We start from the raw sequence: 14556 nt of genomic DNA, 5'->3' as shown, positions 1-14556 counted from the left end.
CTCTCACGCCTCGGTGAGGCGGATCGCGTATCGGATGCTGTCGAGCTCCCGCCGCCCGCGCGGGGAGACCTCCTGGCTATCCAACATCACCGGAATCCGATCGCGCAGGACCCGGCCAGCGGCTCCGGAACGCAGCAGGTGGGAGCGGATTTGGAGGAGAGCCCACACGGTGTGGATGTTGAGATCGGCATACCCGTGATGCGGCGTGAGGCCCTGGGCGAGATGGGCGAGCAGTTTGTGTCCGGGCCAAGGGCCGGGCGTGGGTGCGGCGATGAAGTCGTCGGAGAGTTCGAGGTGCGGTGTCTCGCCGACCCAGTAGGCCCAGTAGTTGAGGTTCGCGGCCTCCCCTGCGTCGTCGTCGGTGAGGGCCCTGTCGATGAAGTGGCCCATGCGGTCGCGGTCGCCCCGGCGAGCGGCGACGGCCGCCACGGAGCGTGAGTTGAGCCAGTGGGTGAGCCAGTCCCCCGACCGCTCAGTGCTCTGCTGTTGTGCCAGCCATTGGGCGGTGTCGGCCGCGTTGTCGTATCCGGAGAGGTAGAGGGCCTGGCGGCGGAGCAGGAAGCGCCCGTCCCCGCGGGACTCATCGGCGATCCGCCGCAGCCGGCCGAAGAACCGGACGCGGTCGGCAGCGGTCAGCTCGGGTCCGGCGGGCGCGGGACCCCGGCGCGAGCGCGGGGGCGCGGGGAGGTCGCGGACGGGCTGCGGCGGTACGCCGTTGAGCGGCCAGGCGAGGAGCTCGACGAGGTCTCGCTGCATCACCATGGTGCCGAGCGGGCTCTCGTCGACGGGTACGTGCTCATCGAGCGCGCTCGCAAGGAGGACATCCGCTTCCAGGGCCCGTTCCAGAGCCTTGAGCAGAGCCGGTGGAATACCCAGCCGCATCAGCCGGTGACGGTGCACGAGCATCTGCCCGACGGGTACCGCGGTGAGCGGCCGTCGACCGCTCTCCCAACCCGCGATCGTGTCCGGTGACACCTGCAGCCGCTCGGCCACATCCTCCTGGGTGAGGCCCTGCTGTTCCCGTATGACCCTGAAAACGTACCCCGAGATCAGACCCGCGCGGGGGCGAGATTGCGTTCCCCGACCACCGGTCAGGGTTTGTCGAGAGCTCGGCCGCACTGGAACTCCGTTCCCAGGGGTTGGCAGCAAACCACCTGTACTCGCGGTCACTTCAAGGCTGGATCACGGATCCCTACCGTCGTATGCACCCTGGCCGAGCCTAGTAGGGAGGCCGTCACTGATGCGGTCCATTCCGACACTCCGCGTGCTGGTGCACACCCGAGCCGAACGAGAACTGGCGGTCAGCCACTGGCTCCTCTCAGCAGCCGATGACATCGCCCTGGCACGAAACGAATGGGCGAACAGCGGCATCACGCTCTTGCGATGCGGTGGTGTCTTCACCACGATTCGCCTCTCGGCCCGATTGGTGCAGGCTGCCGTCGGTACCACGGACCCGGACGCGATCGACGCATACCTCACGGACTTCCTGCGGGGCGGCCCGGTCATCGCCGACACCACCTCCCAGCTCTACTACGCCCTCGTTCCGGCGAGTGCCGCAAGTCGATCGCCACTGGCAGCTCGAGCCCTGCCGGACGTGAGGATTCTCGGTCCGCGCTGCTACCTCGGCGTGCCGCATCCCCAGTACACAGCGCCATATGAACGGCGCTCGTACTGGCCCGTCCCGATGAACGGCCCCGGCGCGCTGGGCAGCCCGGACGCCGTCATGCAACTGGTCACCGAAGCCCGGCACCGTCGGACGACGACGGACAGCACAGTAGGTCCCTGAATTACCCCACTGCGCTGGCACCGCAAGGGGCGTGTGACCGGGGATGCGTCATTCACGACCCGCACAGCCAGGCCGAGGCCAGCGGTGTCAAGCATCAAGTGAGGCCACAGCGTCAAGCAACAACCGAGACAAGACACACCACTCAGACAGGCATTGAGTTACAAGCTTTTCTACTGGTTCAAGGCGGCTCGCTGACGCTCGCCACGCGCGGCCCGGCCCCCGGCCGGGCCTGCGCTCCAGTCTCCGCCCCGCTCCAGCCCGGCCGGGGCCCGAGCCGCGTACACAGCAAGCAGCCGCCTAGCGTCAGAGAAGGGCACGTCGTGGCTGGGGCGGTCAGCTCCACGGCCATAGGCAGCCACTTTGACGCAAACCTTGAAGATCTTGGCACCAACGTCGCGCTTATCGGGCACATGGACAGACCGCCCGACGCGCTGCCAGCCTACCGGACCATGATCACTCGAACCAAGCAGCTCCACCTTATCCGCTCCGCCGACCATTACGCCTCGTAATCTACGGGAGCAGCCACTCCATGAACTGATTGATGGAAAATCTATTCGCCCTTTGCTCAAGCTGGAATGGATACTTAGTCTCCAGCCGAATACCGATACTTCCGGGTGACGCACTAACAATTATCCTCATGTCATCCGGAAGTGCAACTTCCGCCCCAGAATCCGGATCCCATGAGAGGATAGAATAATCATCGCGCAACTTCTCCAAGACCATCCGCGGCAACTCGTTCACGGGTGGCGTTATGGAGAATTGATACCCAACACTTAGAACGCCCAAATCTTTCAGGGCTGCGGAGGCGAGTTTAGTCAAAAGACTCGGATCCGGATTCACTATGTCGACATCCAGAACTGCGCGATTCCCGATCGTCCCAACAAGCTCACCCCCCAAATCGTCTATTCGCTCTGTTATTTCGCCATTTGGGAACGAGAATGCGGGATTAGAGAAATCAATCGCGGAAACGGGGATGAAGTTCAAGAGAATCCCATTGGCTTTCTTGCGAAGTTCAGTCAGAAGTCGCACAGCCTCTTCACGGACTTCGTCTTGCGTGTGATCCGCGGAAAGTCCGCCGTAAGTCTTTACGGTATCCGCATAGAGTGAGAAGCGGGCGCTAGATATCCACATCTGCCGCTCGGCAGCAGGTCCAGGGGAAGGTTCCTCTCCATGTCCCACAACGAGACGGCGCAAAGACTCGAAGCCATCCTCCAGGGACCTAGATGCATCAACGTACAGTCGGCTGACCAGAGACCCTGGCAGATCCACCTTCTCCAGAAGGACCGGGATAACCTTAGGCTTTTTGCCCCGCAGTTCGAGCGTCAACGCTGTATTCAGTTCATGCCGAACCCACGACGAAGCCAGCGAGGCACGAGAAAGAAACACTACATAGAGATCAACCTGTTCAATCCCTCTAGCAACTTCTTCTACAATATAATCGCCAGCAGCGATATCCTTGCTGTCCAGCCAGGTCTCCAAGCCGAGCCGATTAAGAAAACCTGCCATGCGAAGCACGGCGTCCCGATCTACATGCGCATAACTTATGAAGACTTGCAACCCCTGCAAAGGTTCGCCATGAGCTTTCGGCTTGACCGACCCCACGTTATCCCCCTAGAATTATCGCCCGCTTCCTCCATGCTCTCTCTAAGCAGCCTCGGCCGCAACCCCGGAATGAACTCTCGACTCATGTCCCAGGTAGGCGCCCAGGAGCGATCTACCTCGCTGCATTTGACGTTGATGGAGGGCATCATCACCACCACGGATAACAACGGCCCCAGCGCACTGCGGTACCCGTCTGCCGTATATGGCCTGTGGATCACCCCCGGGCCGAACTCCTAGAGCGGTATCTTCGAGAGCGCCGACGCCTCGCCTGACGTCCGCCCGGTGATTGCCGTACGGCAGCTAAGTAGCGCAACCGCAGCCGACCGGCAGCAGCTCCTGGAGATCCCCGACCTCACACCCCGTCCCGGGACGCAGTGACCTTCCAGTCGATAGTTCGGAACGATGTCGTACGACGCGTGCCGGGTAGGGCGGAATTCACGAGATCACCGTGGAACAGGGTCGCTACGACGCGCCGACACCCGTTTGCGGCAGGTCAGCCCCGCGGTAAGTCCTAGATCACCCTAGTTTCCCAAGCTGAGGCACTGGCACTGTAATCACGTGTCGGCCGTCGGGGCTTGCTCGGTCGACGCCATCGGCAGCGTGGCTGAGGCCGGTGGGGGCACAGCGAGGCACACGCGCGCCTGATCGGTCGGCGCACCCATCCTCGTGGCTGACTGTCGTCGGCTGCGGTTCGTGCCACAATCGTGCCAGATGCAGGAGTCAGTCACGGTCAACGCCGGTGCCCCGCAGTCGAGTACCCGCCCGCTCCCTCGGCCGACGAAGCCGCTGCTCAACCGCCAGATCACCCAGCCTCTCTCCTAAAGCGGTGAGTGCTCGCTTACTCGCCTTACGTCAGTGCTGACCACCAGAGTGCCGACTTCTGCGGTGGCTCCACAGCACCCACTAACACCGTCACCGCAGTCCGGCTGTGGCTCCGCTCGCAAGCCCCTTCCGCTTACTTCCGTACACCGTGGCCTACAGCAGGACGGGGCGGTTGGCGGATGTGTACTCGTCCGCGATGTTGAACACGCTGGCACACTGTGGGCATTCGGCCCTGCCGAAGAGGTGAGCGACTCCGTCGGCGAGTGCCTCGTGCCCATCGCGGACGGCAGTCTCGTGCATCCACCGGCCAATGCTGGAGAGTTTCTCGGAGGACGCCGGCAGCAGGCCGCGACGGTCCACGTCACCCAGGTGCCAGTCGCGGACCGCTGAATAGCGCCCGTGGTTCCCGATGGCGATCGTCACTTCCACGGCGCAGTGCGGGCAGGCCAGGTGGTAGAAGTCATCCGTGAAGTCCCCCAGGACGGCACTCCAGTGATACTCCTCCTTGGCCGCGAGCAGATCGAGGAAGGTCGCGAGGTAGTCGGCCGGCCGCGATTGCAGGTGCCGGTCGAGCAGCTCGCGAAACTCCGCGATCGCGTCGGCGCAGTCCGCTAGCAGATCGTCGCAGCCGTGGTGTCCTGCCGCGCGTCGCAGGATCGTCCCAGCCAGTCCACGCGCCCGTGCGCTCCTCGACGCAAGACGCACCAGGCGCGGCAGGGCGGCAAAGCCGGCGGGGAAGACGAGGTCGTGTTCGAGGGCCAGCCGGTATCCCAGTTCCTCCCATGCATCGGCGTTGTCCCCGAGCTCCACCCGTTCCAGAAGCGCGGGGACGCGATCGACATCCCCGCGACAGTCGTGCATCTGCGTCCAGTTCGCCACCTGAGCATTTAAGCGGTCGCTCCGTTATGGTGCGCCGCATGACCGACAACGCACCGGCCTGTCCCGAGTGCAGCCAGTCCCTGAAGTCCGGCGGCTTCGTCCTCGTCAAGCGGGAGGACGATGGCCAGCGGATCTGCCGGACACTGTTGAGGTGCACTGGTCAGCATGCCTGGTGGCGCTGGGCCGACCGGCCGGAGGAGCCGCTGGAGGCTTGCCCGATGCCCGAGCTGTTCCGCTGACATCCAACACTGACATCAACGACCCCGGACGGCGGCAGCACACAGCAGCCCTGTATGGCACCGGTTCACGAGGCGAGCCCCGACCGGGCCGATGGAAGATCGAACTCTTAAAGCGGGTGTCACTGGCTCGAATCCTGCCGGGGCACTGCGTGTGACCAGGTGCAGAGCACTGGAGGGCCTCTCGGATTGATCTCAGAGAGGCCGCTCTTCAGGGTGTCCTCAGTCCATGACCTAGGACATGGCGTGGAAACTCGATGTTGTCACCCGTGCACGCAGCCCTCGGGCGATAATCGGGGCATGGCCGCACCACTCTCCGTCCCAGAGCTTCGTAGAGCCAAGTTCGCCCGGCGGTTGCCCGGTGAGCTGGCGGAGCTTGCCGGCCCTGTTCATGGGGTGGTGAAACTGCCGCTGCACCTGGCCTGGTCCGGACTGACCGAATTCGACCTGGACCAGCCGCGGCTGCGCATGAGCTGCTACCGCATCGTCCTTGCCGAGGGCCTCCACGACGACCTGGTCCAGTACCTCAACCGGGACCTGCTCATCAGCATGTGGCCCACCCTGCGCACACTGATCAGGCGGGACCTCCGCGCCGTCTGGGAAGCCGCCTTCGCCGAACTGGATCCGCACGCTCAGGCCGTCGCGTGAACCTCACCGACCTGCATCGCCGCTTGCTTGCCGACGTCCTCGCCGTAGGCACCCCTACCCCCTCGCGCTCACCGGACGCTATGCCGTCCAGGCGCACGGCCTCGTCGATCGCCTCAGCCAGGATCTCGACGTCGCCACCGAGAGCCCGGAAGGTATGGAGAAGATCGCCGCCGCCGTGCGCGCGGGACTGGAGAAGCGAGGCTGGAAGGTACACGCACTGGAGACGGATCCTCTGTCCGCACGGCTGGTCGTGACCGACCCGGCCAGCGGCGCGGAGTGCGAGGTCGATGTGCTCAAGGAAGCCCTCTGGCGCCCACCAGTGGAGACGGAATACGGTTTGGTTCTCTCCCTCGAAGACGTCGTCGGAACCAAGGTTCGAGCCCTGGCCGACCGTGGCCTCGCTCGTGACCTCATCGACGTTCACGCAGCCTTCGACCGCTGGAGCCACCCCGAACTCGAAGAGCTCGGCCGTCGCCATGCCCGCGACGGCTTCGAGCTCACGGACCTCCAAGCGCGCCTCGCCGGGGCGGACTGGATCGACGACAGCGAGTTCGGCGCCTACGGCCTCGATGGACAGGCGATCACCGAGCTGCGCCGGTGGGCCCAGGCGTGGGCGGACGACATCGCCGAGCGTCTGCTTGAAGTGGACACCTCGTACGACGACTGACTGGGTTCCAGTGCGAGGCGGACGCGTAGTCAGTGGCTTGCCAAAATTCAGGCAGCAGATGGATGTTCCTGACAGCGGCCACTGACATCCATAGGTGACATCAACGAGCGCGAACGGCAGCGGCCACAGTCGGCTGTCGTCAACGACGCCCTTGCCGCGTCGCGTCACGTGGCTGTGAGCTCCTGGTCGGCGGCGGTTTCGAAGGTGCGGAGCTCCTGGAAGCGACCGCCGCGCTGGTCATCGCGCTGTGGGTCGGCGAAGGAGCGGATACACAAGCGATCGCATCTCCGCTGGCGTACGCAGCGGGATCGAGCCGTCAGGAAGCGGAAGGCGGCACGGGGCTCTCCGATAGTGGATCTGAGTGCTGCGAGCGTGCCGTCGTCGACCTCGAAGGCGTGTATCCGGTGTGCATCTCGTGAGGTCGCGTTCGGCCGGGTCGTGCAGGTCGATGACCCGGTCGTGCCCGCTGCTAAAAGAAGTAAGAACCGGGGAAAGAACCAACCAAACCCCACCCCACCCGACCCCCTCACTCGAACGGGTGAGCCACGCCGACTGGGCTGGCGATCAAGGAAGTTGGTGGGGCAAGGTCGGGCCAGATTCGCCTTGCGATACGACTTTCACCTCGCGAGGTGACACCGACACCGACAACCGCACATGCGACGGCCCCCGCCGGGACGGCAATCCCGGAGCGAGGGCCTGACCACCGAGGAAGCAGGACCTTCCCGATGGCTGAACAGCACCTTAGCGCGCCCCCGCGCGCCCGGTCCGGTCGTTCCCACCGTCACCGTTCCAAGAACGGAGTTGGCCTCGTGGCCGCACGTCATCCCGAGCAGTTCACCGTGGTGGGCAACCACCTCGCCCAGCACCCCGAGATGTCCCTGACGGCGATCGGTCTCGCCACCCACATCCAGTCGCTGCCCGAGGGCACCCCGGTCGGCATCAAGGCGCTCGCCGCGAAGTTTCCCGAGGGCGAGACCAGGATCGCCGCCGCCCTGCGCGAGCTGGAGACGTACGGCTATCTGGCCCGGACCAGGGAGCGCATGCCGTCCGGCCAGATCGTGACCCGGACGATCTCCTACAACCAGCCCCGGCTCAACCCTGCCTTCACCGGTACGCCGGTTCCGGCCGCCCCGCGTTCCGAAACGGCGCCTGAGCCCGAGGAGCCCGAACCAGCGGCTCCCACGCACTCGGTCACTCCCACGGCGACAACACCCACGGCAACACCCACCGCAGAGACACCGACGCCGTCGGCACCGGATCGCACCGAACGTACGACCCCCACCGGACACCTCCCCCTCCTCCCGGCCCCCGCCGCTGACTCCTTCCACCATTCCGCCGCCATCGCCCTGCTGGCACGGCTCCGCCTGGACGACCCCCGGCTGCTCCTGTCTGAGCGCGACATCCACCGCCTCGCGCCCGCCGTGAACGCCTGGCTGGAACGAGGAGTCGACTCCGCCGACGTACGGCGCACCCTGAGCGCATCGCTGCCCGTGGAGCCCCTGCGCCACCCGACCGCGTTCCTGGCCCACCGCCTCACCGCGCTGCTCCCACCGCCGCTCCCGGCCGCCGCGCCTCGGTCGAGTGATCTGCCTAATCTGCCTAATCTGCCCGACCTGCCGCGACCGTCGCGTCCGGCGCCCTTCCAGACCTGCGACGGCCGCGAGCGTGCCTTCCGCTCGACGGAGCCGGGTCACTGTCGCGACTGTGCTCCGCGATTCGCCGCCGCGTAGGTCCTCGGTTCCCCCCGTCTGAAGCACTGACGATGCCCGGGACGGGCGCGTACGCTTCATCCGGCGTGGGCCACGGTCCCGGCTCGGGGCGGTGGCCGACGGGGGACGTACCTCACGGGGGAGCTTGAGGCGCCATGACGGAGCAGCAGGGCACGAGCGGCAGATCCGGGAAGCAGGCGCGGCGGCGTTGGCTGCCGCGTGCGGCGGCGATCGGCAGGGACCTGGTCCTCGCCGGGGCGATCGTCGTGGCCGTGCACTTCCTGGCGCCCCTGACCTGGGGAGAGTCGGTGCTGGTGGGCGCCGTGTGGCTGGTGTCCGGCATGATCGTCTCCTTCGTCCAGGAGGCCTGGGAGCGCAGGCGGACCGGCCGGAGCAGCCGCTGAGCCTCCCCCGGCAGGGTGGCGCCGAACAGCACAGCGGGGGCAGACGGACCGGTCGTGTCGGCGAGCGTGCCGGCGACACCGGTATGCCCGCCGCTCCTTCCGGGCTCCGGAGTTAGGCTCGTGCCCGTACGACCATGATCCGACAGTGAGCCGGACGTGTGGAGCGACGGAGCGACGAACCGCACGGATCGGATCCGACAAGGAGGCCGACCATGACGGCGCCGGGGCGCAGGAGCAGTACCTTCACTCGGCTGCTGCGGCACGGCTTCACCGATCCGTCGGCCGCCGAGCGGCTGCTGGAGAGCACGGAGCTGGCCGGTATACGGAACGATCCCGTGCTGCTCGAGGCGCTCGGTGCCACCGCCGATCCCGATCTCGCGCTGCTCGGCCTCGTACGGCTGCTGGAGGCGCAGCCCGAGCCCACGGCGCGGCGGCAGCTGCTGGACACGCTGATCGCGGCCAAGCCGCTGCGGGACCGACTGCTCGGGGTGCTCGGCGCGTCCGAGGCGCTTGGGGACCATCTCGCCCGGCATCCGCACGACTGGCAGGCGCTCGTCACGTACGAGCCGCGGGATCTGCACCCGGGGGTGGAGGAGTTCGAGCGGGGGCTCGCCGAGGCCGGGGATCCGGTGTCCCTGCGGGTCGCCTATCGGCGGTGTCTGCTGTCCATCGCCGCGCGGGACGTGTGCGGGACCATAGACGTCGCGCAGACCGCCGCCGAGCTCGCCGACCTCGCCACCGCCACCCTGCGCGCCGCGCTTGCCATCGCCCGGAGCGCCGCGCCGGACGACGCCGCGGTGTGCCGGCTCGCCGTCATCGCGATGGGCAAGTGCGGGGGACACGAGCTCAACTACGTGTCCGATGTCGATGTGATCTTCGTGGGTGAGCCCGCGGAGGGTGCTGATGAGCAGAAAGCCATCAAGGCCGCCACCCGGCTCGCCTCCCACATGATGCGGATCTGCTCACAGTCGACCGTCGAGGGCAGCATCTGGCCCGTCGATGCGAACCTGCGGCCCGAGGGGCGCAACGGGCCGCTCGTGCGGACGCTCGCCTCCCACCTCGCCTACTACCAGCGGTGGGCCAAGACCTGGGAGTTCCAGGCGCTGCTCAAGGCCCGGCCCGTCGCCGGGGACGCGCAGCTCGGCGCGGAGTACGTCGAGACCCTCGCCCCTCTGGTGTGGCAGGCCGCCGAGCGCGAGAACTTCGTCGCCGACGTGCAGAAGATGCGGCGCAGGGTCGTCGAGAACATCCCCGCCGGTGAGGTCGAGCGGGAGCTGAAGCTCGGGCCCGGGGGCCTGCGCGATGTCGAGTTCGCCGTGCAGCTGCTTCAGCTCGTGCACGGGCGGGCCGACACCTCCCTGCGCAGCGGCACCACCCTCGACGCGCTGCGGGCGCTCGCCGACGGCGGGTACGTGGGGCGGGCCGACGCCGAGCAGCTCGACCAGGCGTACCGGTTCCTCAGGACCATGGAGCACCGGATCCAGCTGCACCGGCTGCGGCGTACCCACCTCATGCCCGACAACGAGGCCGATCTGCGGCGTCTCGGGCGGTCGCTGGGGCTGCGCACGGAACCCGTCGACGGGCTGCTGCGTGAGTGGAAGCGGCACGCGGCCGCCGTGCGGCGGCTGCACGAGAAGCTGTTCTACCGGCCGTTGCTCGACGCCGTCGCCCAGCTCGCGCCCGGCGAGGCCCGGCTGAGCGCCGGTGCCGCCCGGGAGCGGCTCGTCGCCCTCGGGTACGCGGACCCGGCGGCGGCCCTGCGGCACCTGGAGGCGCTGGCGTCGGGCGTGTCGCGCAAGGCGGCGATCCAGCGGACGCTGCTGCCGGTGATGCTGGGGTGGTTCGCCGACTCGGCGGACCCGGACGCGGGGCTGCTGAACTTCCGGAAGGTGTCCGACGCCCTGGGCAGGACACCCTGGTACCTGCGGCTGCTCCGGGACGAGGGGGCCGCCGCCGAGAACCTCGCGCGCGTGCTGTCCGCCGGCCGACTGGCCCCCGACCTGCTGATGCGGGCTCCCGAGGCCGTCGCGCTGCTGGGCGACGGGGACGGTGGCCGCGGCCACCTCGAGCCGCGTGGGCGTGCGCAGCTCGAGCAGGAGATACTCGCCGCGGTCGGGCGCGCCGACGGGGCCCGGCAGGCGGTCACGGCCGCGCGCGGGGTGCGGCGGCGCGAGCTGTTCCGTACGGCCGCCGCGGACATCGTGGGCTCGTACGGCACCGACGGGTCGCCGGGCGACGTCGACCACGGCCGGCTGGTGGACATGGTCGGCGACGCGGTGTCGGACCTGACGGCGGCGACGCTCGCCGGGACGCTGCGGGCCGTGGTGCGGGAGCACTACGGGGACACGCTGCCCACCCGCTTCGCCGTGATCGGCATGGGACGGTTCGGCGGGCACGAGCTGGGCTACGGCTCCGACGCCGATGTGCTGTTCGTGCACGAGCCGTGGGAGGGCGCCGACGAGCAGGAGGCCGCGCGGGCCGCGAACACGGTCGTCGCGGAGATGCGGCGGCTGCTCCAGATCCCGAGCACCGACCCGCCGCTGCTGATCGACGCGGACCTGCGGCCCGAGGGCAAGTCCGGGCCGCTGGTACGGACCCTGAAGTCGTACGAGGCCTACTACCGGCGCTGGTCGCTGGTGTGGGAGTCGCAGGCGCTGCTGCGGGCCGAGTTCGTCGCGGGCGACGAGGACCTGGGGCGGCGGTTCGCCGAGCTGGTCGATCCGCTGCGCTATCCGCGGCGCGGGCTCGGGGACGACGCCGTACGGGACATCCGGCGGCTGAAGGCGCGGATGGAGTCCGAGCGGCTGCCGCGCGGCGCCGACCCGACGCTCCACGCCAAGCTGGGGCGGGGCGGGCTGTCCGACGTCGAGTGGACGGTCCAGCTGCTCCAGCTGCGCCACGGGGCCGAGGAGCCGGGGCTGCGCACCACGCGGACCCGGGCCGCGCTGGCCGCGGCACGCGCCGCCGGCCTGGTCTCCGAGGAGGACGCCGCCACGCTCGACGAGGCCTGGGTGCTCGCCACCCGGGTGCGCAACGCCGTGATGCTGGTGCGCGGGCGGGCCGGCGACACGTTCCCCTCGGACGCGCGCGAGCTGGGCGCCGTGGGCCGCTACCTCGGGTACGGCCCCGGGCACGTGGGCGACATGCTGGACGACTACCGCAGGGTCACGCGGCGCGCTCGGGGTGTCGTGGAGGCGCTGTTCTACGGGATGTGAGCACGGGCCCGGCGGTCACCTGCCGCGGCAGCCCCTGCGGCAGCGCGCCGTACCAGACGCGGACCACCGCGTAGCCGAAGGCCAGGCAGAGCGCGCCGCCCACCGCGTCGAGCCAGAAGTGGTTGGCGGTGGCGACGATCACCACCAGGGTCCCCGCCGGGTAGAGCAGGCCCAGGATCCGCACCCACGGCACCGAGGCCAGCGCGAAGATGGTCAGCCCGCACCACAGGGACCAGCCGATGTGCATGGAGGGCATCGCGGCGTACTGGTTCGACATGTTCTTCAGGTCGCCGGAGGCCATGGAGCCCCAGGTCTCGTGGACCAGGACGGTGTCGATGAAGTCGCCGCCCGTCATCAGGCGCGGCGGGGCGAGCGGGTAGAAGTAGTAGCCGACCAGGGCCACCGCCGTCGTCGCGAAGAGCACCAGGCGGGTGGCGGCGTAGCGGCCGGGATGGCTGCGGTAGAGCCAGACCAGGACGCCCAGCGTCACCACGAAGTGCAGGGTCGCGTAGTAGTAGTTCATGCCGACGATCAGCCACTTCACCGAGTTCACGGTGTGGTTGACCGTGTTCTCGACGGCGATCCCGAGGTGGTGCTCCACCTTCCAGATCCAGTCGGCGTTGGCGAGCGCCTGGGCCTTCTGCTCCGGGACCGCGTTGCGGATCAGCGAGTACGTCCAGTAACTCACGGCGATCAGCAGGATCTCGAACCAGAAGCGCGGGCGGCGGGGGGTGCGCAGCCGGGCCAGGACCCCTCGCCCGGTGACGTCCGTGACGGGCCGGGGAGCGGTCCGATCCCTGCCTTCCAATGTCGTCACGGTCGTCTCACTCATGGGCACAGAGTCTGCCAGATAAGACTTCGCTCACGGATCATCCCCTGGTCGGGTCCCGGACAGGCGGTCTCCTTAGTGGGCGGGCGGTGCGGCCTCATGCCCACGTACCCCTCCAGGACCGGGACTCTCCTCCTCGGGGACGATCCCGTCCTCAGGGACGATCCCGTCCTCAGGGACGATCCCGTCCTCAGGGACGATCCCGTCCTCAGGGACGATCCCGTCCTCAGGGACGATTCCGGTCGCCGGGCGCGGAGGCGGTGGAACCGCGCACCACCAGCTCGGGCATGAACACGAACTCGCTGTGCGGCGCCGGGGTGCCGCCGATCTCCTCCAGCAGGGTGCGCACCGCCGCCTGGCCCATGGCCGGGACCGGCTTGCGGACCGTGGTGAGGGGCGGGTCGGTGAAGGCGATCAGCGGGGAGTCGTCGAAGCCCACCACGGAGATGTCCTTCGGGACGTCGAGGCCCCGCTGCCGCGCCGCGCGGATCGCGCCCAGCGCCATCATGTCGCTCGCGCAGACCACCGCGGTGCAGTCCCGGTCCATCAGCGCGGCGGCGGCGGCCTGGCCGCCCTCCAGCGTGTAGAGGGAGTGCTGGACCAGCTCGGTCTCGATGGTCTCGGGGGCCAGGCCCAGCTGCTCCTGCATGGTGCGGACGAAGCCGTCGATCTTGCGCTGGACGGGCACGAAGCGCTTCGGGCCGAGGGCGAGGCCTATCCGGGTGTGGCCGAGGGAGACCAGGTGGGTGACCGCCAGGCTCATCGCGGCGCGGTCGTCCGGGGAGATGAAGGGGGCCTGGACCTTCGGCGAGAAGCCGTCCACGAGGACGAAGGGCACGCCCTGGGCGCGCAGTTGCTCGTAGCGCTGCATGTCGGCGGTGGTGTCCGCGTGCAGTCCGGAGACGTAGATGATGCCGGCGACCCCGCGGTCCACGAGCATCTCCGTCAGTTCGTCCTCGGTGGAGCCGCCCGGGGTCTGGGTGGCGAGGACCGGGGTGTAGCCCTGCCGGGTCAGCGCCTGGCCGATCACCTGGGCCAGGGCCGGGAAGATGGGGTTCTCCAGCTCGGGGGTGATCAGGCCGACGAGGCCCTCGCTGCGCTGCCGCAGCCGTACGGGCCGCTCGTAGCCGAGGACGTCGAGGGCGGCCAGCACGGACTGGCGGGTGGTCGCGGCGACGCCCGGTTTGCCGTTGAGCACCCGGCTGACCGTCGCTTCGCTGACCCCCGCCTGGGCCGCGATGTCGGCAAGCCGTGTGGTCACGGCACCGGACTGTACCGGGCGGGTGCCCGCTTGCCCACCGGCCCGTCGCCGGGTGGGCGCGGGGGTGCGGCCCGTCGCGGGCTGCTGCGTCATCGCGGTCCCTCGTGTCTCTGATCGGTGTCAGGTCCCTGCTTCCCGTACGGCGACGGGGTGGGTCCCGTACGAAAGGGGCGCCTTCCGCAAGGCGCTGACAGGGTGATGATTCCCGCACAGGAAAGCCTTGGCAAGAGCTTGCAGAGTCTTGCACAAGTGTCCCTGGCCGTGCTGAGCGGCTGCAAGTAGGGGTTTTCGAGCGGTTGCGACGGGGTCACGGAAGGGTAACCGTCGCCGTTTCTTGCACTTTTTTTCTGCAAGGTCTTTCGCAACGGTTGCATCGCTGTTACGTTCACGTCGCCCGCTGGCCTCCCCCACTCTCGGCTCCGCTCGAACGGGGGCACCCCCATCGGCGCAGTCGGCAAGACGGCAGGGAGCGGATTCAGGCCGGTCCCCGCATCACAC

At 68.3% G+C, this 14556-nt stretch carries 11 protein-coding genes and 2 pseudogenes; 8 read left to right on the top strand and 5 right to left on the bottom strand.

The annotated features are described in order from the left end of the window. Nucleotides 1–3: 3 nt before the first annotated feature. Complete coding sequence (locus IE242_RS15610; RefSeq protein WP_229859002.1) at nucleotides 4–1095, bottom strand: helix-turn-helix domain-containing protein; 1092 nt, start codon at nucleotides 1093–1095, stop codon at nucleotides 4–6. Between the two features lie 169 nt (nucleotides 1096–1264). Between IE242_RS15610 and IE242_RS15605 the strand changes: the two genes are divergently transcribed. Beyond that, nucleotides 1265–1786, top strand: a complete 522-nt coding sequence (locus IE242_RS15605) for a hypothetical protein (protein ID WP_229858956.1) — start codon at nucleotides 1265–1267, stop codon at nucleotides 1784–1786. A gap of 510 nt (nucleotides 1787–2296) precedes the next feature. On the opposite strand, the gene IE242_RS15600 is transcribed toward IE242_RS15605, so the two are convergent. Together IE242_RS15600 and IE242_RS15595 are read right to left on the bottom strand one after the other, a co-directional pair. Beyond that, nucleotides 2297–3388, bottom strand: a complete 1092-nt coding sequence (locus tag IE242_RS15600; RefSeq protein ID WP_189859528.1) for a toll/interleukin-1 receptor domain-containing protein — start codon at nucleotides 3386–3388, stop codon at nucleotides 2297–2299. 975 nt (nucleotides 3389–4363) lie between these two features. Then, on the bottom strand, nucleotides 4364–5089 hold the full coding sequence (locus IE242_RS15595; RefSeq protein WP_189859527.1) for a hypothetical protein: 726 nt from the start codon (nucleotides 5087–5089) through the stop codon (nucleotides 4364–4366). 38 nt (nucleotides 5090–5127) lie between these two features. On the opposite strand from IE242_RS15595, the gene IE242_RS15590 reads away from it, so the two are divergent. The 7 genes and pseudogenes from IE242_RS15590 to IE242_RS15565 all read left to right on the top strand — a co-directional run bounded on the left by IE242_RS15590 (nucleotide 5128) and on the right by IE242_RS15565 (nucleotide 11968). After that, the gene (locus IE242_RS15590; protein ID WP_189859525.1) at nucleotides 5128–5328 is read left to right on the top strand and encodes a dehydrogenase; all 201 of its coding nucleotides are present in this window, start codon (nucleotides 5128–5130) and stop codon (nucleotides 5326–5328) included. A 297-nt stretch (nucleotides 5329–5625) separates the two neighbouring features. Then, complete coding sequence (locus IE242_RS15585; RefSeq protein WP_189859523.1) at nucleotides 5626–5973, top strand: transcriptional regulator; 348 nt, start codon at nucleotides 5626–5628, stop codon at nucleotides 5971–5973. Next, nucleotides 5970–6640, top strand: a pseudogene (locus IE242_RS15580) (nucleotidyl transferase AbiEii/AbiGii toxin family protein). Before IE242_RS15585 ends, IE242_RS15580 begins: the two are co-directional and overlap by 4 nt. A gap of 170 nt (nucleotides 6641–6810) precedes the next feature. After that, nucleotides 6811–6954: pseudogene (locus IE242_RS37715) on the top strand (NADP oxidoreductase); the annotation flags it as partial. A 495-nt stretch (nucleotides 6955–7449) separates the two neighbouring features. Beyond that, nucleotides 7450–8370, top strand: coding sequence for a helix-turn-helix domain-containing protein (locus IE242_RS15575; RefSeq protein WP_229858955.1), 921 nt, complete (start codon nucleotides 7450–7452; stop codon nucleotides 8368–8370). Between the two features lie 134 nt (nucleotides 8371–8504). After that, entirely contained in the window at nucleotides 8505–8753 is a 249-nt protein-coding gene (locus tag IE242_RS15570; protein ID WP_189859519.1) for a hypothetical protein, read from the top strand. A gap of 212 nt (nucleotides 8754–8965) precedes the next feature. Continuing rightward, entirely contained in the window at nucleotides 8966–11968 is a 3003-nt protein-coding gene (locus tag IE242_RS15565; RefSeq protein WP_189859517.1) for a bifunctional [glutamine synthetase] adenylyltransferase/[glutamine synthetase]-adenylyl-L-tyrosine phosphorylase, read from the top strand. Here IE242_RS15565 and IE242_RS15560 read toward each other — a convergent pair. After that, nucleotides 11919–12800: a phosphatase PAP2 family protein gene (locus tag IE242_RS15560; RefSeq protein WP_189859515.1), complete on the bottom strand. Its 882-nt coding sequence runs from the start codon at nucleotides 12798–12800 to the stop codon at nucleotides 11919–11921. The two genes, IE242_RS15565 and IE242_RS15560, sit on opposite strands and share 50 nt — an antisense overlap. 223 nt (nucleotides 12801–13023) lie before the next feature. Beyond that, nucleotides 13024–14058, bottom strand: coding sequence for a LacI family DNA-binding transcriptional regulator (locus tag IE242_RS15555; protein WP_189859512.1), 1035 nt, complete (start codon nucleotides 14056–14058; stop codon nucleotides 13024–13026). Nucleotides 14059–14556 lie beyond the last annotated feature (498 nt).

The sequence above is a fragment of the Streptomyces poonensis genome (genome assembly GCF_014650915.1).
Lineage (GTDB): Bacteria > Actinomycetota > Actinomycetes > Streptomycetales > Streptomycetaceae > Streptomyces > Streptomyces poonensis.
Note: the sequence above shows the minus strand (reverse complement) of the source record. Positions and strands in the feature narration are given on the sequence as shown.

What these genes read in the sequence shown, in the direction of transcription:
- IE242_RS15565 (WP_189859517.1), top strand. Translation starts at nt 8,966, where the DNA reads ATGACGGCGCCGGGGCGCAGGAGCAGTACCTTCACTCGGCTGCTGCGG.
- IE242_RS15570 (WP_189859519.1), top strand. Translation starts at nt 8,505, where the DNA reads ATGACGGAGCAGCAGGGCACGAGCGGCAGATCCGGGAAGCAGGCGCGG.
- IE242_RS15590 (WP_189859525.1), top strand. Translation starts at nt 5,128, where the DNA reads ATGACCGACAACGCACCGGCCTGTCCCGAGTGCAGCCAGTCCCTGAAG.
- IE242_RS15560 (WP_189859515.1), bottom strand. Translation starts at nt 12,800, where the DNA reads ATGAGTGAGACGACCGTGACGACATTGGAAGGCAGGGATCGGACCGCT.
- IE242_RS15585 (WP_189859523.1), top strand. Translation starts at nt 5,626, where the DNA reads ATGGCCGCACCACTCTCCGTCCCAGAGCTTCGTAGAGCCAAGTTCGCC.